The 19,044-nt window shown below is 74.5% G+C and carries 14 protein-coding genes; 9 read left to right on the top strand and 5 right to left on the bottom strand.

Annotated features, from left to right (window positions below):
* Positions 1-193: 193 nt before the first annotated feature.
* The 3 genes from MNY62_RS09165 to MNY62_RS09175 are packed head-to-tail and all read left to right on the top strand — an operon-like array spanning position 194 to position 3,130.
* Complete coding sequence (locus MNY62_RS09165) at positions 194-1,807, top strand: vitamin K epoxide reductase/DsbA family protein (RefSeq protein ID WP_242343850.1); 1,614 nt, start codon at positions 194-196, stop codon at positions 1,805-1,807.
* Positions 1,804-2,496 carry an OmpA family protein gene (locus MNY62_RS09170; RefSeq protein ID WP_242343851.1) on the top strand — a complete coding sequence of 231 codons (693 nt, stop codon included), beginning with the start codon at positions 1,804-1,806 and terminating at the stop codon, positions 2,494-2,496. Before MNY62_RS09165 ends, MNY62_RS09170 begins: the two co-directional genes overlap by 4 nt.
* A complete protein-coding gene (locus MNY62_RS09175) occupies positions 2,486-3,130 on the top strand; it encodes a TlpA family protein disulfide reductase (protein ID WP_242343852.1) in 645 nt (214 codons plus the stop codon). The genes MNY62_RS09170 and MNY62_RS09175 overlap by 11 nt, the downstream gene beginning before the upstream one ends.
* Before the next feature lie 99 nt (positions 3,131-3,229).
* On the opposite strand, the gene MNY62_RS09180 is transcribed toward MNY62_RS09175, so the two are convergent.
* Positions 3,230-6,301 (bottom strand): Ig-like domain-containing protein, encoded by a 3,072-nt coding sequence (locus tag MNY62_RS09180; protein WP_242343853.1) that lies wholly within the window; start codon positions 6,299-6,301, stop codon positions 3,230-3,232.
* Between the two features lie 102 nt (positions 6,302-6,403).
* On the bottom strand, positions 6,404-7,558 hold the full coding sequence (locus MNY62_RS09185) for a TIGR03118 family protein (protein WP_242343854.1): 1,155 nt from the start codon (positions 7,556-7,558) through the stop codon (positions 6,404-6,406).
* A 378-nt stretch (positions 7,559-7,936) separates the two neighbouring features.
* Between MNY62_RS09185 and MNY62_RS09190 the strand changes: the two genes are divergently transcribed.
* Positions 7,937-10,165, top strand: coding sequence for a hypothetical protein (locus MNY62_RS09190; RefSeq protein WP_242343855.1), 2,229 nt, complete (start codon positions 7,937-7,939; stop codon positions 10,163-10,165).
* Positions 10,166-10,192: 27 nt separating this feature from the next.
* Here the strand turns inward: MNY62_RS09190 and MNY62_RS09195 are convergent, their stop codons facing one another.
* A complete protein-coding gene (locus MNY62_RS09195) occupies positions 10,193-12,118 on the bottom strand; it encodes a hybrid sensor histidine kinase/response regulator (protein ID WP_242343856.1) in 1,926 nt (641 codons plus the stop codon).
* Positions 12,119-12,369: 251 nt separating this feature from the next.
* Between MNY62_RS09195 and MNY62_RS09200 the strand changes: the two genes are divergently transcribed.
* Entirely contained in the window at positions 12,370-13,146 is a 777-nt protein-coding gene (locus MNY62_RS09200) for an OmpA family protein (RefSeq protein ID WP_242343857.1), read from the top strand.
* Positions 13,147-13,370: 224 nt separating this feature from the next.
* Positions 13,371-13,904: a hypothetical protein gene (locus MNY62_RS09205; RefSeq protein ID WP_242343858.1), complete on the top strand. Its 534-nt coding sequence runs from the start codon at positions 13,371-13,373 to the stop codon at positions 13,902-13,904.
* 127 nt (positions 13,905-14,031) lie between these two features.
* Here MNY62_RS09205 and MNY62_RS09210 read toward each other — a convergent pair whose 3' ends face one another.
* On the bottom strand, positions 14,032-15,351 hold the full coding sequence (locus MNY62_RS09210; RefSeq protein ID WP_242343859.1) for a WS/DGAT domain-containing protein: 1,320 nt from the start codon (positions 15,349-15,351) through the stop codon (positions 14,032-14,034).
* 324 nt (positions 15,352-15,675) lie between these two features.
* On the opposite strand from MNY62_RS09210, the gene MNY62_RS09215 reads away from it, so the two are divergent.
* Positions 15,676-16,146: a phosphate-starvation-inducible PsiE family protein gene (locus tag MNY62_RS09215; protein WP_242343860.1), complete on the top strand. Its 471-nt coding sequence runs from the start codon at positions 15,676-15,678 to the stop codon at positions 16,144-16,146.
* A gap of 18 nt (positions 16,147-16,164) precedes the next feature.
* Here MNY62_RS09215 and MNY62_RS09220 read toward each other — a convergent pair whose 3' ends face one another.
* Complete coding sequence (locus MNY62_RS09220) at positions 16,165-16,986, bottom strand: SAM-dependent methyltransferase (protein ID WP_242343861.1); 822 nt, start codon at positions 16,984-16,986, stop codon at positions 16,165-16,167.
* Positions 16,987-17,121: 135 nt separating this feature from the next.
* Here MNY62_RS09220 and MNY62_RS09225 point away from each other — a divergent pair, with 135 nt between their 5' ends.
* The gene (locus MNY62_RS09225) at positions 17,122-18,282 is read left to right on the top strand and encodes a M20/M25/M40 family metallo-hydrolase (protein ID WP_279426344.1); all 1,161 of its coding nucleotides are present in this window, start codon (positions 17,122-17,124) and stop codon (positions 18,280-18,282) included.
* Positions 18,276-18,938 carry a M28 family peptidase gene (locus tag MNY62_RS25550; protein WP_279426345.1) on the top strand — a complete coding sequence of 221 codons (663 nt, stop codon included), beginning with the start codon at positions 18,276-18,278 and terminating at the stop codon, positions 18,936-18,938. The genes MNY62_RS09225 and MNY62_RS25550 overlap by 7 nt, the downstream gene beginning before the upstream one ends.
* Positions 18,939-19,044: the final 106 nt, after the last annotated feature.

A 19,044-nucleotide genomic window follows, 5' to 3' on the forward strand; every position in this document is an offset into this window, starting at 1 on the left:
GCCGGCTGCAACGCGTCGTCGCCGCACGATCGCGACTGTAGAGCGGCAGCGCTCGGCGACTCGATGTGTTCCTGGGCGTACATCGAGGAGAAGCGGCCGTGCACGCTCGGTGCCGGCTCCTGTGTGCCTTGGGAGCAGAACCGCGCAGCGGCGGCCCTTGACCGACCCGACCGTAGCTTGCTTTGTGATCCAAATGACCACGCACGACCCGGCGTTCACGGAGCACCTGCACGGCGAGCCGCCTGGGCTCGAAGGGCCGCGCGGAGGTCACGCGCCTCCGCCACGGCGGGCCCCCTTCCCGAGCGCGGCCGTCGCCCTCGCGCTCGTGGGAGCCCTCCTCGGCGCGCTGTTCGCCGCGCTCAGCACGAGCGACTTCATGCAGCACCTCGATCGGCAGGTGCACGCCATCCACTGCTCGTTCCTGCCTGGGGCCGCGAAGGACATCTCGGCGAGCGGCTGCAGGACGGTGATGATGAGCCCGTACAGCTCGTTCCTCCGCGAGCGCCTGTGGGGCGGAGTGCCGGTGAGCGTCTGGGCGCTGGCGGTCTTCGCGTTCCTGGCCTACCGGACCGCCCTCATGCTGTGGCGGCGGCGGGCCTCCTCCGGCGACACGAAGGTGCTGCTCGCGGCGGCCGCGCTGCCGGTCGCGATGTCCATCCTGTTCGGCGCGGTGTCGATCTACGTGCTGGACGCGGTCTGCAAGGTCTGCATCGGCATCTACTCCGCGAGCGCGCTCTGCTTCGCGGGCGCGCTCCTCGCGCACCGCGCGCTGCGCGCAGCGCCGGGCGAGGCGCGGTTCGTGCCGGCGCTGCTGGAGGGCACCGCGCTCGTCGCCGCGGTGACGCTGGCCTACGTCGCCTTCGTGCCGAGGCCGGATCCCCGCACCTCCATGCTGGGGTGCGGATCCCTCGTCCACGCCGAGGACAGCGCCGGGGTGATGATCCCGCTCACCTCGAGCGCAGGCGGGACCCCTTCGATCGAGGTGCTCGATCCGCTCTGCGCGTCCTGCAAGGCCTTCGACGCGCGGCTCGCGGCGAGCTCGCTCGGCGAGCGCCTCGAGCTCGCGGGCGTGCTGTTCCCGCTCGACTCGAAGTGCAACTGGATGGTGACGGAGGCGATCCACCCCGGCGCCTGCGCGGTCAGCGAGGCGGTCCTCTGCGCCGCGGGCGTCGGCCCCGGGCCGAAGAACGCGGCCGCCGCGGGAGCCGTGCTCCGGTGGGCCTTCGCCCGCCAGACGGAGCTCCGCGAGCTCGGCGCCCGCGACGAGGCCGCGCTGCGGGTCGAGATCGAGCGGGAGTTCCCCGCGGTCGCAGGCTGCCTGGGCGGCGCCCTCGTGAGGAGCAAGCTCACGAAGAGCCTGCGCTGGGCGGTCGCGAACGCGATCCCGGTGCTGACGCCTCAGCTGTTCGTGGGCGACCGCAGGATGTGCGACGAGGACACCGACCTCGGCCTCGAGTACACGCTCGGCCGCATGCTCTCGCCCGAGGCCGCGCAGGAGCGCGCGCTGAGGCGCGCCGCCGAGCCGCCGCGCCCTCCGCCCCCGCCGGCGCGCGCGGACCTGCAGGCGAGCGCGACCGTGAAGCCGCCCGAGGAGGTCGCGACCGGGACGCGGACGCCTGCCGCCCGCGCGGCGGCGGAGCCGACCGCGGCGGGCGGGGTGGCGGATCCCCCGCCCGCGCCGAGCCCGGTGGAGGCCGTGCCGGACGAGGCGCGCGCGGAGCCCACGCCCGAGCCGACCCCACCCCCGTCCGACGCCGAGGCGCCGGCCATGTCCCCGAAGCCCTCGCACGAGGAGACCGAGCGATGAACGACACCTCCAGGCGCTGGATCCTGCTCGTCGCGGCGCTCGCGATCCCGGTGGGGCTCGTCGTCTCCTGGGCCCGGTCCGCCCAGGCGCGGCTCGACGCCACGCAGGGCGCCGCCCGCGAGGTCGCGACGGCGAGCGTGTCGAACGACGCCTACTGCACGCCGGAGCTGAAGGCGATCGTCCGCCGCGTGGCGGGGGCGTGCGGGCTGCTCGACGGCGGCGGCGGCGGTGGACGCGGCTGCCAGCCCCTCCAGGCGAGGAAGATCGCCGCGCTGTCCGGCAGCGACTTCAACGCGATCTTCCAGCCGCTCGCGCGCCGCGCGCACATCGTCCAGTTCGACGCCACGCGGGCGGAGCTCGATCCCGCCGCTCGCGCCCTCGTGGAGAAGGCGTGGAGCGATCAGCGCGGCGCCAGCTTCTTCTTCGTCGTCTCGCGCGCCAGCCCCGACGGCGACGAGCAGTACAACGAGGCGCTGAGCCGCGACCGCGCGAAGGCCGTCCTGGACCACCTCGACGCGACGTTCCACGACGAGGATCTCAGGAAGCAGGTGGGCCTCCTGTGGCTGGGCGAGGAGTTCGCGCAGCTGCCGACCGAGTTCTGCAGCTGGGAGCGGTCCCGCTCCGGGACCTGCACCCGCTCCGACATCAACCGCAGCGCCTTCATCGCCTGGATCGACTGTGCCATCTGACCGGCGCGCGCTCGCGGCCGCCGCACTCCTCTCCCTCGCGCTCGCGCCCGGCTGCCGGGAGCGCCCGGGCGCTCCAGAGGAGGCCGTCCCGGAGCGCTTCGCCGGCGTGCGGAAGCAGGCTGCCTCCGCCGCGGAGACGCAGGCCTCTTTCTGCGAGCGCAGCTATCCCGCCGGCGGCGAGGGCGCCCGCCGCTACGCGACTCCCCCGCTCCGGCCGCTGCCCGGCTCGAACGCCGGCGGCGGCCAGGACGGCGCGACCGGGAAGGCCTGGACGTGGGTCAACCTCTGGGCCACCTGGTGTACGCCGTGCGTCGACGAGCTGGAGCTGCTCCGTCGCTGGCGGGACGGGTTCGCGCGCGACGGCGTGGAGGTCCGCCTCGAGCTCGTCAGCGTGGACGCCCCGGACCGGGAGAAGGAGCTCCTCGCCTGGCGCGCGAAGGGGCTGCCGGGCCGGCTGGCCTGGCTCCGCTCCGAGGGAGACCTCGGGCCGCTGCTCGACTCGCTCGGAGTGGAGCGGGACGCGATGATCCCGGTCCACGCGCTCGTGGACGGAGCGGGCTGGCTCCGCTGCGTCCGGGTCGGCGCGGTGCACGAGCAGGATTACGCCGCGGTGAAGGGGCTCCTCGCGCGCTGAGCGACGAGCCCGCTCGCGGAGTCACGAGCGCGGACGCGGCGCCCTCGTCCTGGTCCCGCGGAGGGATCCCCGCGGTGAGGCCTCGAGTCCCTCTCCGCTTCACGGAACGTAGACGGCGGTGCGCGGAAAGGAGAGCCCCTCCGTTCGCCACGTCACCGTGGCGCCGCCGTCCGTCGAGATCCCGAGCCCGGAACCCGCGCCGAAGTACAGGGGCGCGCCGGCCTCCGCGTCGACCGACTTGACGTAGACCCCGGCAGGCATGCTCGCCGGCTGCGTGAACGTGACGCCACCGTCCGTGGAGACGTGCGCGCCGGCGTTCGACGCGATCCAGATCGCGCCCGCCGGCGAGACCGCCACGTCGTAGAGTGAGAGGTAGGAGCCCGGCGGCGGCACGAGCCCGGCCGCGCTGCCGCGCTCGGTGAACGTCGTGCCGCCGTCGCTGGAGACCCAGACCGTGGACGACTCGGCGAGGACGACGGTGGAGCCCCGCACCGCCACCGCCGCCGTCGCGTTGAGCCAGTCGCTCGAGCCCGCCCCCGGCAGCTGTCGCGTGTAGCTCTTGCCCGAGTCCGGCGAGCGGTACAGGGCCGTCGACGCGCCCGCGAAGACGGTGCTCCCCTCGGCCGCGACGCACTGCGGCGGGTTCACGAACGTCGTGTACGGCACGGTGAACGTCATCCCGCCGTCGGTCGAGACGGAGAGGCCCCAGGACGTCGCCGCGTAGACCGTGCTCCCGGCGACGGCGAGGTCGCGCACGTCGCGGTCGCGGAGCCCGTGGGCCGTCGTGCGGAGGGTGAAGCTCCGGAAACCGTCCGAAGAGACGGCGAGCCCGTCGCTCGTCGCGGCGAGAACCTTCCCCCCCGAGCTGGCGACGTCCGCGACCCCTACCGGCAGCTCCATCTGCGCGAAGGACGCACCGCCGTCCGTGGACAGGTACCAGCCCGGCGGGTAGCCGACGTAGACCCGAGCGCCCTCCGTGTGGACGGTCGAGGCGACCTCGTTCGGGCGATCCGCCGCCACGAACCACCTCGGCGCGAAGGAGGTCCCCTGGTCCGTCGAGACGCAGAAGGCGTCGGTGGAGCCCGTGACGAAGCGCTCACCGGTGACGAGGTAGACGCTCGCGCCCGAGACCGCGACCTCGAGCACGGAGGTGTCGCCGTTCGCGCACGGCCTCGCGAGCGTGCGCGCCGAGGTGGGCGCGCCGGTGGGGCCGCGGTCCATCCGGACGTAGCCCGCGGCGGTGGCGACGTGGACGTACTGGGCGGTGACCGCGACCGAGCGCACCTCGCTCGACGGCAGCGCCGGCGTGGTCGCGGTGGTCCAGGTCGAGAAGGTCTCGCCGCGGTCGGTCGAGTGCTCGAGCCCGGCCGACGACGCCGCGTACACCTGCCCGGTCGCCGCGTCGAAGTCCACGTCGTCGTAGCGGGTCCCGAAGCCTCGCCAGGTGAAGGACCTGCTGCCGTCGTGCGAGGTCGCGAGCCCGAGCGTCGTCGCGACGAAGACGTCCTTCCCGGCGCCGTCGACGTCCAGCACCTGGGCGACGTCGTAGCCCGAGGTGACCCGGAGCGCGATCTGCCACGAGAGCCCGCCGTCGTGCGAGCGGTAGAGCCCTTCGTGCGTTCCCGCCAGCACGAGGCTCCCGTGCGCCCAGACCGAGGACGCCGCGAGCCGGCTGCTATACGAGTCGACCAGGGCGGCGCCCTCGGTCCAGGAGATGTCGTCGTCCGAGAAGGCGACGCCCCGCGATGTCGCCCGCCAGAGCCTGCCGTTCGTGGGGTCGCGGAAGAACCCGTACGTCGGGCCATAGGTCGGGATCGTCACGAAGCGCGCGGGGACCGGACCCGCACCGCGCGCGAGGCCACCGCTCGTCGCGACGTAGGTGAAGCCCGTCGAGGACACCGCGTACCGCTCCTCCCGCACCGGCTCCCGGTTCCCGGCCCGATCCACGCCGAAGAACCGGAGCACGGTGTCGCCCTCACCGATCGCGATCGGGCCGGCGCTCGTGCCCTCCACGACCGTCCCGTGCGAGCGGGTCGGGACCGAGCCGTCGGTCGTGTAGACGATGCGGGCGCACCCCGAGCCCGCGCCGTCGTCGCAGGTGAGGGTCACGGCCTGGGGGGCGGCGTACACGCCGTCCTGCACGTTCGCGGTGGTGACGGGCTCCGCGCAGTCGCCGTCGGTGGTGAAGCTCCAGGTGAAGGGACCGGGGAGCGCGTTCCCGGCGACGTCCCGGGCGCCGCCGTCGTAGCTCACCGTGTAGGTGGTGGCGCAGTCGAGGAGTCCGTCGGGCAGGTAGCTCGCGGTGAAGGTCGCCGGGTCGTAGGCGGAGAGGGTGTCGACCCGGGGCACGAAGGCGATCCGGCTCGAGCCGAGCGTCGCGGCGTCCATCGCCTCGTCGAAGGTGACGGCGGGGACCGCGTCGAGCGCGACCCCCGTCGCCCCGTCCGGCGGGAACACCGACGCGACGCCAGGCGGATCGACGTCGATGACGTAGCTCTCGCTCCGGGGCGACTCCCAGTTCCCCTCCCCGTCGACCGAGGCGAAGCGGAGCGTCGTCGTGGTGGTGATCGCGAGCGGCCCGACGTAGCGCGCCGACGAGAGGCCCGGGGCCCTCCCGTCCGTCGTGTAGTAGGTGCCCGCGCAGCCGGTGCCGCCCGGATCGTCGGCGCAGGCGAGCGTGACGTCGAGCGCGTGGTTGTACCGGCCGCCCGCCGGCGTGGCGGTGGTCGCGGGCGGGATGAGCTCGGGGGTGGCGCGCGTCCGGAAGCTCCCGGCCCAGCCGGTCGAGGCTTCGCCCCGGACGCCGCGGAGCGTCGGGAGGATCGAGACGTAGTACGTCGTCGAGTAGTCGAGCGGAGCGTCGGGGACGAGGGTGAGCGTCGCCGTCACGGGGTCGTACGCGACGTGGAACGCGACCGGCCCGGCGCCGCGCTGGAACGAGATGGCCCCGATCGACGACGGGTCGATGCAGGTGTTGAACCGCAGGCTGACCGAGGCGTGGATGGAGACCCCGGTCGCGCCCTGGGCCGGGATCGCCTCGACGACGGTCAGCGCGGTCGCGGGTGGCAGCGCGCAGCCCGGGCCGGGCGTCCCCCCGCCACCGCCGCTGCTCGAGCAGGCGGTGAGCACGAGGGCGAGTGCGGCGGGCGCTGCGAGGCGGACGATCGTCATTCTCCCTCCCGGATTCGGGAGGGAGAGTGTACCCGGGGAGCGAGCGCCGAGCTTGCTCCCCGGGTGAAGAACCGGTGGGCGGATGTGCGTCGCGCGCCCGGACTAGTCGCCACCCCCGGCGAAGTCGATGCGGCCGAAGAGGCCGTCGGACTCGCCGTTCGGCCCGGCGGCGAAGAAGAGCGTGTTCACCGGCCCGGCCGCGGCACCGTTGCCGAAGTCGATGCCCCACAGGCCGTCGATGGTGATCCGGCCCCCCCTGCCGGTGAGGTAGGCGCCACCGCCCTCCGAGGAGTCCCTGCCGTCGAGCGAGAAGCCGACGATGTGCCCGTCGCCGAAGTTTCCGACGAGGAGCTTGCCTCCGAACCGGCCGAACCCGGAGGCGGGAGCCAGCGCGAGGCCCCACGGAGAGTCGAGCTTCCCTCCCGACGCGACGCGACCGAGGAGCTCGCCGTCCGGGGTGAAGGCGTTCACGAAGCCGTGGTGCTTGCCAGGGACGTCGTCGTGCCTGTCCGCGTCCTGGAGCGCATACGTGACGTAGATCGTTCCCCCGATCGCCCGGATGCCGAAGGGCGCGTAGCCGGCGGGGAGGCTCGGGTCGAGGAAGCCCGAGTCGGGGACGAGCGCGAACTTGTCGTCGAACACCCGGACCACGCCGTTGTGGAAGTCGGTGGCGTAGAGCCGGTCGCCGACGAGGGTGAGTCCCTTGAACACGGCGCCGCGCGACGACTCGTCCACCATCACCACCGTCGTCGTGGAGCGCGTGGCCGGCGCCACCGGCTTGGGCACGTTCGGATTCCAGCCGCTGATCGTCCCGTCCTCGCTCGCGAAGATGAAGAACGCCGGGCCCTGGTCGCCGCCGCTCGAGACCACGAAGCTCGACCCGAGGTTGCCGACCACGCCGGTGGGAGCGCCGGAGCCGCCGTTCGCGCCGGCGATGCTCACCACGAACGGCGGAGTCCCGAACTGAGCGATCCCTTCGCCGTCGTAGAGCGTCGACACGCCTGCCCCGTTGTCGGAGACCCACCACGGGCTCGCGCCCCGATGCGTGATGCCCCAGGCGTTCACCAGGTTCGAGTCGACGTGCTCGGCAGAGATGGCGCCGTCCGAGACCAGGTTCCGCTGCACGTAGAGCCCTCCCTGCGCCTCGTTCCCGGGAGGCGCAGCGCGGCCGGCCGTGCCGGCGGAGAGAGAGAGAACGCACGCCACCAGCGCGACCCGGAAGCTCGACGGCTTCGAGATGCGGAGCTGCTCCTTCATGGATTCCTCCCGCCGAGGCGCGTTCACTCGCCGCGTTCGAGAAGCACGATGCGGCGCGTGCCTCGGGCTCGGTGAAGACTGATGCTCCGCCGAGCGATCGGTTATCGCCCGTGGAGCGAGACTGTGGGTCCACTCGACGTGGGCGCCCACTTCGAAACGCGGTCGCCCACGCGTTCCGGGAGGCGCCTGGCCCCGGAGCGCCGCGTACACGCGCGCCCGCACGGACGCTCGGCCCCTCTCGGCTGAGCCCCGCCGCCTGCCGGCGTCACTGCGGCGGCCGTAAACGCCGTGAACCTTCGATCTCGGCGCGGCGACCGGACCCACGCTCCCTCGGTCGCCCCATGGCCGCCCGCCGGCGGTCGCGGTAAGTTCGCGTCCATGCGCCAAGCGACCCCCGCCGCCGAGCTCTCCCAGGCTCCGGCCGACCGTCCCGACGCCGCTCCGTCCGCCGGGCGCAACCACCGCCTCAGGTTCCACCGCGCCGGCGGCCTCGATCAGCTCGCGCTCGAGAGCGGCGCAGATCTCCTCGCGCTCGAGGGGCTCGACCAGAAGCTCTGGATCGCCCTCTCCTGCCCGACCCGCGGGCTCGAGCTCGACCCCCGCACCCTCGATCTCCTCGACCTCGACCGGGACGGGCGGGTCCGGGCGCCCGAGATCCTCGCCGCGATCCGCTTCTGCGCGGAGCGGCTGCGCGACGTGGGGCTCATCCTCTTCGGCGCCGACGCGCTCGCGCTCGACGCGCTCCGGGACGACACCCCCGAGGGGAAGGCCGCCCTCGGCGCGGCCCGGCAACTGCTCGCGCACGTCGGCCGTGCGGACGCGACGGCGATCCGCGCCGTGGACGTGGCGGACACGACGAAGGTGTTCGAGCACACGCTCTTCAACGGCGACGGCGTGGTGCCGCCCGAGTCGGCGCCGGACGCCGAGACGCGCCAGACGCTCCTCGACGTCCTCGCCACGATGGGCGGCCTCGCGGACCGGAGCGGAAAGCTCGGCGTCGATCGGGCCCGGGTGGACGCGTTCTACGCGGAGGCGGGGGCGTACGCGGAGTTCTGGCGCCGCGGCGAGGCGAGCGCGGACGTGATGGCGCTCGGCGAGCGCACGGCGGCCGCGCACGCGGCGGTCCAGGCGGTGCGCGCGAAGGTGGACGACTTCTTCGTCCGCTGCGGCCTCGCCGCCATGGAGCCGCGCTCCGCGCTCGCCCTGAACCGGACCGAGCCCGAGTTCGCCGCCCTCGCGGCGAAGGACCTCGCCGCCGCCGGGGCCGAGGTGGCCGCGTTCCCCCTTGCCCGCGTCGAGCCCGGACGGGCGCTCCCGCTCGCGGCGGGCGTGAACCCGGCCTGGGCGGCGGCGATGGCCGCCCTCCGGCGCGACGCGGTCGTCCCGCTCCACGGGGCGGGCAAGGACGCGCTCACGCTCGAGGAGTGGACGGACCTCGTCGCGCGCTTCGCGCCCCACGAGAGGTGGCTCGGGACGAAGGCCGGCGCGAAGGTCGAGCCGCTCGGGATCGCCCGGGTCCGCGAGATCGTCGCTGCGGGCCGGGCTCGCGTCGACGCGCTGCTCGCGGAGGACGAGGCCCGCGCCGCCGAGGCGGCAGCCATCGGCGACGTCGTCCGCCTCGTCCACTACAGCCGGGATCTCGGGACGCTGCTCAAGAACTTCGTGTCGTTCGCGGACTTCTACGACCCGCTCCGCCCCGCGGTGTTCCAGGCCGGGACGCTCTTCCTCGACGCGCGCAGCTGCGAGCTCTGCATCCGGGTGGACGACCCCGGCGCGCACGCCTCGATCGCCTCGCTGTCGCGGATGTACCTCGCCTACTGCGACTGCCGCCGTCCCGCCGGCGAGGCGATGAAGATCGTCGCCTGCTTCACGCAGGGTGACTCGGACTACCTCATGGTGGGCCGCAACGGCGTGTTCTACGACCGCAAGGGCCGGGACTGGGACGCGACGATCGTGAAGATCGTCGAGAACCCGATCAGCATCCGCCAGGCGTTCTGGGCCCCGTACAAGAAGGCGCTGCGATTCATCGAGGAGCAGGTCGCGCGCTTCGCCCACGCGAAGCAGAAGGCCGCGGACGAGCACGTCCAGGCGACGGCGACGCACGTGGCCGACGCCGCCATCGGGGAGAAGGCCGCCCCGCCCCCGCCCGTCGACATCGGCAAGATGGTCGGCATCATCGCCGCCCTCGGCGTCGGCATCGGCGCCCTCGGCACGCTGCTCGGCGGGTTCGTGACCGGGTTCATGGACCTCCAGCCCTGGTGGGCGAAGGTCATCGCCGTGGCGGCGATGGTCCTCGTCGTCTCGGGCCCGTCGGTGCTCATCTCCTGGCTCAAGCTCCGGCACCGGACGCTCGGTCCCATCCTCGACGCCAACGGCTGGGCGGTGAACGGCCGCGTGCGGATCAACCTGCCGCTCGGGACCGCGCTGACCGACCGGGCGGCGCTGCCCGCCAATGCGCGCCGGACGCTCGACGACCCGTACGCGGACGACGAGGCGAAGCGCCGGCGCCGCCTGCTCTGGCTCGCCGCCGCCGCCGCCGCGCTCGCCCTCGGCGCCGCGCGGTACCTCCACCAGTGGCCGTTCGGCCCGCCGTTCTGGCGGGGATAGCCGGGCGCTCGCGAGCGGACGGCGCGATCAGCCCCGCCGCGCGACGAGCGCGGTCAGCTCGTCGAGGTGCGCCGGCTTCCCGAGGTGTGCCTCGAAGCCGGCCTCCTTCGCGCGCGCCTTGTCCTCCGGCTGCGCGTAGCCGCTGAGGGCGATGAGGCGCATCCCGCGGAGCGACGCGTCCGCGCGCAGCTCGCGGGCGACCTCGTACCCGTCCACGTCGGGGAGGCCGATGTCGCAGAGGACGAGCTCCGGCCTGAGCTCGCGCGCCTTCGCGATCCCCGACAGGCCGTCGGTCGCGACGTGCACGCGGTGACCCTCCATCTGCAGCACCTCGGCGATGGTCTGCGCCGCGTCCACGTTGTCCTCGATGACGAGGATGTCGACGCTCCGCACGTTCGCCCGCACCGCGGGGTGCAGCGGGGGCTCCGGCGGACCGGGCGCCACCGGAAGCGTCACGACGAACTCCGACCCTCGGCCGGCGCCCTCGCTGTCCGCGCGCACGCCGCCCCCGTGCAGCTCGACGAGCCCCCTCACGAGCGCGAGCCCGAGGCCGAGGCCGCCGCGCGTCCGGGCGAGCCCCTCGTCCGCCTGCACGAACGGCTCGAAGATGCGCGGCAGGAGCTCGGCGGGGACGCCGACGCCGTCGTCGCGCACGCGGATCTCGGCCCGCCCGCCCTCGGTGGCGACGCCCACCGCCACCGCCACCGCCCCGCCCTCCCGGCTGAACTTCGCGGCGTTCTGGAGCAGGTTCCCGACGACCTGCGCGATCCGCGTGGCGTCCGCCTCGATCCACACCGGGCCGGCGAGCTCGACCCGCAGCTCGATGTGACGTCCGTCGAAGAGCGTCCGGTGGTCGTCGCAGGTCCGCGCCACCACCTCGCGCAGGTCGACGCGCGAGCGCTGCAGCTCGATCTTCCCGCGCGAGATGCGCGTCACGTCGAGCAGGTCGTCCACGAGCCGCGTGAGGTGCTCCGTCTGCCGGCGGATGACCTCCTTCGCTCGCGCCGCCTTTTCGCTGCCCGGCGGCGCGCGCTCGAGGAGGTAGATGCTGTTGCGGATGGGGGCGAGGGGGTTGCGCAGCTCGTGCGAGAGGACGCCGAGGAACTCGGTCTTGAGCCGATCGGCCTCGCGCAGCGCCTCCTCCGCGCGCTTGCGCTCGGTGACGTCCATGACGTAGCCGTGCCAGATGAGGCTCCCGTCCGGCTCCGCGGCCGGCACCGACCAGCCCTCGAGCCAGCGCACTCCCTTCGCCGGGTGCCGGTAGCGGAACACGTCGTGCCAGCGCGACCTCGCGCGCGCGGCCTCCCCGAGGACCTCGACCACGCGCTGCCGGTCCTCCGGGTGCACGTTCGCCATGAGCGGGCCGAAGTCCTCCGCGAGCACCTCCCGCGGGATCCCGTAGAGGTCCTCGGCCGCCGGGGTGGTGAACGGCATGCACGCGGTGCCGTCGGGCCGGAGCCGGTAGGAGCAGACGACACCGGGCACGCTCGCCGCGACCTTGGCGAGCTGATCCCGGAGCGCGCGCTGCTCCTCCGCGATCTCGTCGAGGCGCCGGGTCTCCGCGTCGAGGCCCGCCGGCGCCTGTCGCTGCTCGGCGGCGTCACGCATCGTGAACAGGATGCCGGTGCCCGTCTCCATCGGCACCGGCGAGAGCTGCCCCTCCCACCAGACCTCGCGGCCGAGCACCCGCTCTCCATGCCGCGGGACGCTCACGGTCTCGCCGCGCTGGACGCGCTCGTAGAACGAGAGGGCCAGCTCGCGCGTGTCGGGGAACACCGCGAGGATGTCCTCCCCCTCGATGCGCTCGGCGGCGTACCCGCTCCAGCGCAGCCACTCCGCGTTCGCGCGCAGCACCGTCAGGTTGGGCGCGACGAAGCAGAGCCCGACTCCGGCGCGGGCGAACAGGAGCCCCAGCACCTCGGCCGAGATCGCCGCCTGCTGCTGGATCGCCACGGGCGCCTCCGCGGCGCGAGCGCGAACCCTGCGCGCGTGCCCAGCGGCAGATTAGCGCACCCCGCCCGCCGAAGGGCGGCGACGGCGAGGCCTTCCCTCGCCGGCACGGCTCCGCCTCGCGCGCTCGGCGACCGTGCGCACTCGGGGATTCCGGGCCGAGCGTCCTCTGCGCACATCGGAGCCGAACGCCCTCCTTTGCGTGTCCCTCGGCCTCAGTACAATGCTGCTCTCCCCTTCACTGGAGGTCCGTGATGCGCACCGTCGTCGTCGTCGCCCTCGTCGGGCTCACGTCCGCCTGCGTCTCGGCGGGGAAGTTCCGCAACAAGGCCGCCGAGGCCGACGAGCTCCGGGCGCACGGGGCGGAGCTCGAGGCCGCGCTCGCGCGGACCAACGGCGAGCTCGAGAAGCGGAGCGAGGAGGCCCGGGCGCTCCAGGCGCAGGTCGCCGAGCTCTCGACATCGCGCGGCACGCTCGAGGCGCGGGTGAACGAGCTCTCCACGTCCAAGAGCAAGCTCGAGACCGTCAAGGCGGAGCTGGAGAAGAAGAGCTCGGAGTACGAGAAGATGGCGAACGCGCTGCGCGGCGAGATCGACGCCGGCCGCGTCGAGCTCACCGAGCTCCGCGGCAAGATGACGGTCAAGATGAAGGACAAGATCCTCTTCTCGTCGGGCTCCGCGACGCTCGGCAAGCCGGGCAAGGGCGCGCTCGCCGCGGTCGCGGAGGTGCTGCGCGGCGTCGACGGCAAGGTCATCCGCGTCGAGGGGCACACCGACAACGTTCCGCTCGGCCGGGGCGGGTTCGTGTCGAACTGGGATCTGTCGGTCGCGCGCGCCCTCGCGGTCGTGAGGTTCCTGCAGGAGGCGGGCGTCGAGCCGACGCGCCTCGCCGCCGCCGGCTACGGCGAGTACCAGCCCATCGCCCCGAACGACACGCCCGAGGGGCGCAGCCAGAACCGACGCATCGAGATCGTCCTCGCGCCGGGTGAGGCTCTCGCCCCCGCTCCGGCACCCGCTCCCGCGGGGATGTGAGCTCGATCCCTCGACGTCGTTCGGGTTCAGTGGCCGCGGATACGTCGCTCATGGCTCGACCGGTCGTGTGGGCCCGCGAGGGGACCTCACTTCCGGCCAACACATCGTGACGGAGAAGGGATCTTCCGTGGAGGTGCCGGACGCATAGATGTTCCGAGGTCGACGGGCCATGGCGGTCCGCCCTCGAGCTCGGAGGAGGTCCGGGGATGACTCTGCATGGAGGCGTGACTTCTCATTCGGCGAAGTACTGGCAGCGCGCGGGCACGCTGCTCGCGGCGGTGGGCGGCGCCATCGTCTTGACCATTCCGAGCCTGGCGGCCGCGCATCTGCCGCCGAGCTGCCCGGAGTCCTGGAACCCGCCCGCCGTGATCATCCCGCCCGCGGGCTACAAGACCGAGCCCGGCACGAACCCCAACAGCGGCCAGAATCCCGACGGCTTCTTCGAGCTCAACTCGTCGGACGGGCATGACCTCCGCTGCTTCGATGGGTGTCCCGCCGGCTTCGGTGGCGCAGAGCCGGCGGAGGACGGCGGCACCGGCTTCGAGTTCGGGACGTTCGCCGACGGCACGCACGTCAAGTACACCGAGGCGAATGGCAAGGATCCGGCCGTCCAGAAGATGGCCGGCAACAATGGCGGGGGCAATGGCCGTGCTGTGGAGGTCGACTGGCACTTCTGGGGCCAGGGTGACCTGTGGATCTGCGACGCCGTGGATCCCTCGATCTGCACTTGCTGCCGCGTCTCGCCGCCCCCGAGATAGGGCCCGCATCGAGGCGAACCGTCGAGGCCGCTCCGCCGGGGCGGCCTCGCGTGTCTTCACGAGGCCCCGTCACGAGGTCGCGGTGGGCCAGGGCGAGGCGGGAGCCGATCACCGGCCGACCACGGCGTCACCCGGCTCGCCGCCCTGCGGTCCGGCGCCGACCGACGGAGCGCGGGCTCCGGCGCACGCCGAGCGCCGCCGCCTCCGACTCGATCCGGGCGACCAGCTCCGCGGGCTCGGCGAGGACCGCCGCGTCGGAGCGCACCCCGACCCGCACCTCGCCCGCGTAGCTCAGGACGCTCACGCCGAGCCCGAGGTTCGCGGGGTGCGGCACCCAGAACATTGCGCTCGCCAGCGGCCGGCCGGCGAGGTGGACGGGCGCCCTCGGCCCCGGGAGGTTGGTGAGCACGAGCGAGGCCTTCCGCGCGAAGAAGCGCGTGAGCGCGTGCTGCACCACGTCCGGCGCGTAGCCCGCGAGCGCGAGCACGTCGTGGGCCACGAGGGCGCCCGCCCCTGCGCGGAGCGCGGCGACGCGCGCGCGGACCGCCTCGAGCCGCGCGGCGGGCGCCGCGAGCTCGATGGGCAGATCGAGGAAGACGAGCCCGAAGCGATTCCCCAGCGAGGCGTCGGTGCCGAGATCCGGGCGGGCCGGCCGGAAGTTCACCGGGATGAACGCGCGCACCGGGCGCAAGGGCGCCCCACGCGCCGCGAGCAGCGACCGGAGCGCGCCGGCGATGGCGGCCACCACGACGTCGTTCACCGTGGCGCTCCGGCGGCGGCCTGCCTCGCGGATCGCGTCGAGGGGGACGTCCTCGGACCACGCCACCCTGCGCACGCCGGAGAGCTCCACCGCGGAGAGGGCCGGCGGATCGCTCGACATCGCGGCGAGCCGCGCGAGCGTGATCCCGAACGCGGCGGCATCGCGCGCGGCGGCGAGCTGCGCGCTCCCGAGCCACGGGTGCCCCGCGTGCACCGGCTCGACATGGGCGCGCGGGGCCTCCTCGGCGGCGTGCTCGTCCGCGAGGGCGAGGAGCAGCGCCACGAGCGCGAACCCGTCGCCGAGCGCGTGGTGGAGCTTCGCGACGATCGCCCCGCCGCGCCCGCGCTCCCGCACGACGTGGACGCGCCAGAGCGGGTGCGCCGGGTCGAGCGAGGACGAGGCCACCTCGCCGATGAAGTCGGGGAGCGTGCCGGGCGCGATCTCCACCGGGAGGAGGTGTCGCCGGAGCGAGAACCCGGGATCCGGCTCCCAGCCCGGCGCGCCCAGGAAGCAGGGCACGGGTCGCTGCCGGAAGCGCTCGACCGCGAGCAGCCGCTCCTCGACGAGCCGCCGGACGCGCGCGAGCTCGACCGGACCTCGGAACGAGAGGAGCGCGACGACGTCGACCTCGTTCCTCGGCCGATCCATGCGGTACCAGGCCGCATCGCCCGCCGTCATCCGCTGCATCGCCGGCCCTCCCGGCCCTGCCTGCGCTGACGCGCCGCCGGAGCTCTCGCGCCGCGACCAGCGTACGCCGGCGCCCTCGCGCAGGCGACGCGCCCCGGAGGTCCCCCCGCCAAGCGCCGGTCGGCCGGCGCCCGTACGCGCGCTCGCCCGCTCGGACGCATGATCACGATCCGTCAACTCGACGAGCATTCACGCTCCGGCCGGCACGCCCCGCGGGGCGCGCCCGCGCTCCGAAGGCTCCCGGCCACGCCTGGGGCCCGCCCGGGAGAGCTCGGTGCTGGTATGGATCCGGCGAGCGCGCGAGGCGGCGCGGGAGGGTGATCCTTGGAGCGCGAGCCCCGAAGCCGGACGCGCGGCTTCATCTCGACCGCGTTCACGCGGGCCCAGGACGTGGTGTACGTCGCGCTCGGCGTGCTCCTCGCGCTGAGCGCCGCCGCGATCGTCATCCACGGCGGGATCGATCTCGTCCACGCGGTGTTCGGGGGCGTGGACGTCCGCGCGATCGTGACGCTGCTCGACCGGATCCTGCTCGCCCTGATGGTGGTCGAGCTGCTCTACACGGTGCAGGTGTCGTTCCGCGAGCACACCCTCGTGCCGGAGCCGTTCCTGCTCGTCGCCCTCATCGCCGCGGTCCGCCGGATCCTCGTCATCACCGCAGAGTTCGGCGCGCAGACCCGGCCCGACGACAAGCTGTTCCGGCAGGTGATGTCGGAGCTCGGGCTCCTCACCGTGCTCATCGTGGTGCTCGTCGTGGCGCTCGTGATCCTCCGCAAGCAGCCGACCGCGGCGGAGTGAAGGCCGCCTCGCCGCGCGTCAGCCCAGAGGCCGGCGGCCCACCACGTAGGCGATCCACCCGGCCTGGTTCCGCGCGCTGCCGCGCGGCAGGTAGCGAGCCGCCGCGCCGGGCCCCGCGTCCCACAGCACCTCGATCGCGTCGAACCCCGCCTCGCGGAGGAGCTCCGTCAGCTCGGGGAGGCTCCAGAGCCGCCAGTCGTACTGGAACGCGCGGCGCATCGGCCGGCCTCCCGCGAGCTCGAAGTGGATGGTGCAGCGGATCCGGTGCGTGATGGGATCGAACCCCTCCTGCTCCCATACGTAGGTCACGCCGCGCCCGATCCGCCTGCGCTCGACGAGCGCCCGCTGCGCGTCCCACCCGCCGAAGGCGTCGAGCACGAGGGCGCCACCCGGCGCGAGCGCGCCCAGCGCGGAGCGCAGGTACCCGCCGAGCGCCTCGCGCGTGCGGAACACCGCGTAGCTGAAGTTGAGGGCGACGACCGCGTCGAACCCCTCGCCGTTCGGCTCGCGGACGTCGCCGGTGACGAGGTCGAGCCGCGAGGCCGCGGCCCCGAGCGCGGGGACCCGGTAGGTCCGGGCCCACGCGTGCACGGAGGGCTCGAGATCGACCGCGACCGCCGTCCGCCGTGGCCCCTTCTCCACCCACCTCGCGGCGAGCGCCGCCGTGCCGCTGAAGTCCTCCCGGAGCCGCTGCGCCGGACGGCGTCCGCGGAGGACCCGCTCGATGATGGCGATGTCCGCGTCCGGGTCCTGGACCGCGCGCTCGTAGAGGCGGTGGGGGTCGCGGGGGCCGGGCTTCGGAGCGGGAGCGCTTCGGGGGACGCGGTTCGCGGGGCGCATTCGGGCGCCCTCCATACCCCTCCCCCCGCCGCCCGGCAACTCGCGCGCGCCCGCGCTGGGGGGCGCGGCGGCTCGCCCGGGTGCGCCCCGGCCTCCACGCTGCCCGGAGCGCGCCGGCCGTCTATGGGGCGACGCATGCGCCCGCTCCGGAGGCTCGCCCCGCTCGCGCTCGCCCTGGCCGCCTGCAGCCACCGCGGCGCGGGCCACGCCGCGCCGGAGCCGGCGATCGACCCCGCCCGCGCGCTCGCGGAGGTGGCCTGGCTCGCCGATCCCGCGCGCGAGGGGCGCGGCGTGGGAACGGCGGGCGGCGACGAGGCGGCCCGCTGGATCGCCGAGCGGTTCCGCGAGGCGGGCCTCGCGCCCGCGCTGGGCGGCGGCTACCTCCAGGAGTTCCAGGCGCCCTTCCGCGCCACGCTCGAGGCCCGGAACGCGCTCGCGATCGGCGAGGCGCCGCTCGCGCTCGGCGAGGACTTCCTCCCCTTCGGCTTCAGCGACGACGGCGCGGTCGAGGCGGAGGTCGTCTTCGCGGGACATGGCATCACCGCGCTCGACCTCGGGTACGACGACTACGCCGGCCTCGACGTGAAGGGGAAGATCGTCCTCGTCGCGCAGGACTTCCCGCGCGAGTCCGACCCGGCCTCGCCGTTCCGCGACCCGCGCCAGTACCGCTTCTCCGAGTGGCGCTACAAGGCGATGAACGCGCGCGACCACGGCGCGGTGGGGCTCCTCGGCGTGCGCGACGTGTGGGCCCACGAGGCTCCGGACGACCTCCCGCCCTGGCGCGGGCAGGTGGCCTCGCGGGCCGGCGTCGTCGCCGCACGGGTCACGGCGGCGGCCCTCGCCCGCGCGGGCATCGACGTGCCCGCGCTGGCCGCGCCGGGCGGTGCGGACGGGAGGCCCCACTCCCGGCCGCTCGGGATCCACGCGCGCCTCTCGGTGGAGGTGCTCCACGAGCGCGCCGCGACCGCCAACGTCGTCGCGATCCTCCCCGGCCGCGATCCCGCGGTGGCGGACGAGTGCGTCGTGGTGGGCGCGCACCACGATCACCTCGGCCTCGGCGGCGACGCCTCGCTCGCCCCCGACCGGCTCGGCACGATCCACCCCGGCGCGGACGACAACGCGAGCGGGGTCGCAGCGCTCCTCGCCGTCGCCCGCGCGTTCGCCGCCGAGGGCCCGCCGAGGCGCACGGTCCTCTTCGCCGCGTTCGCCGCGGAGGAGCTCGGCATCCTCGGCTCCTCCGAGCTCGTGAGGCACCGCCGGCGCGGTGCCCCGTCGAGAAGATGCAGCTCATGGTGAACCTCGACATGGTCGGCCGCCCGCGCGGAGGGAAGGTCTACGTCGACGGCGCGGGCACGGCGAAGGGGCTGCGGGAGCTCGTGGAGGCGCTCGGCGGGCGCGCGCCGCGCCTGCCGCTCCGGATCGCGTTCGGCGGCGGCGACGGGTACGGCCCCTCGGATCACACGAGCTTCTTCGCGCGGGGCGTCCCGGTCCTGTTCCTCTTCACCGGGCCGCACGCCGACTACCACCGCCCGTCCGACACCGCGGACAAGATCGACGCTGGCGGGCTCGCCGCGGTGGCGCGGCTCGCCTATCGCGCCGCGCGCGAGGCCGCCGAGCGCGACGGGCGGCTGGAGGTCGTCCGCGCGGCGGCGCCGCCCCCGCGCGAGCGCGGGGAGCGGAGCTACGGCACCTACCTCGGCGCGATCCCGGACTTCGCCGAGCGGGCCGAGCCGGGCGTGGCGCTCACCGGCGTGCGCCCGGGCAGCCCCGCCGAGCGGGCCGGCCTCGGCGAGGGCGATGTCCTCCTGCGGCTGGGCACGACGAAGGTGCTGAGCCTGCAGGACCTCGCGTTCGCCCTCCGTTCGCACCGCCCGGGCGACGAGGTCGAGCTCGAGTGGGCGCACGGGGCGGAGCGCCGGACCGCGAAGGTGAAGCTGGAGGAGCGCAGATGACCCGAACCCGAATCCCCTCGATCGCCGCCGCCCTCCTCGCCGCCGCCTGCGCGGCGCCCAGGGCCCCGCCCGCCCCGGCCGCCCCGGCCGCTCCCGCCGCGCCGCC

The sequence above is a fragment of the Anaeromyxobacter terrae genome, assembly GCF_022690685.1.
Taxonomy (GTDB): Bacteria; Myxococcota; Myxococcia; order Myxococcales; family Anaeromyxobacteraceae; genus Anaeromyxobacter; species Anaeromyxobacter terrae.

Excerpts from the sequence above, each read along its gene's own strand:
- MNY62_RS09165 (WP_242343850.1), top strand. The coding sequence starts at position 194 with ATGACCACGCACGACCCGGCGTTCACGGAGCACCTGCACGGCGAGCCG.
- MNY62_RS09170 (WP_242343851.1), top strand. The coding sequence starts at position 1,804 with ATGAACGACACCTCCAGGCGCTGGATCCTGCTCGTCGCGGCGCTCGCG.
- MNY62_RS09180 (WP_242343853.1), bottom strand. The coding sequence starts at position 6,301 with ATGACGATCGTCCGCCTCGCAGCGCCCGCCGCACTCGCCCTCGTGCTC.
- MNY62_RS09185 (WP_242343854.1), bottom strand. The coding sequence starts at position 7,558 with ATGAAGGAGCAGCTCCGCATCTCGAAGCCGTCGAGCTTCCGGGTCGCG.
- MNY62_RS09190 (WP_242343855.1), top strand. The coding sequence starts at position 7,937 with ATGCGCCAAGCGACCCCCGCCGCCGAGCTCTCCCAGGCTCCGGCCGAC.
- MNY62_RS09200 (WP_242343857.1), top strand. The coding sequence starts at position 12,370 with ATGCGCACCGTCGTCGTCGTCGCCCTCGTCGGGCTCACGTCCGCCTGC.
- MNY62_RS09210 (WP_242343859.1), bottom strand. The coding sequence starts at position 15,351 with ATGCAGCGGATGACGGCGGGCGATGCGGCCTGGTACCGCATGGATCGG.
- MNY62_RS09220 (WP_242343861.1), bottom strand. The coding sequence starts at position 16,986 with ATGCGCCCCGCGAACCGCGTCCCCCGAAGCGCTCCCGCTCCGAAGCCC.
- MNY62_RS09225 (WP_279426344.1), top strand. The coding sequence starts at position 17,122 with ATGCGCCCGCTCCGGAGGCTCGCCCCGCTCGCGCTCGCCCTGGCCGCC.
- MNY62_RS25550 (WP_279426345.1), top strand. The coding sequence starts at position 18,276 with ATGGTGAACCTCGACATGGTCGGCCGCCCGCGCGGAGGGAAGGTCTAC.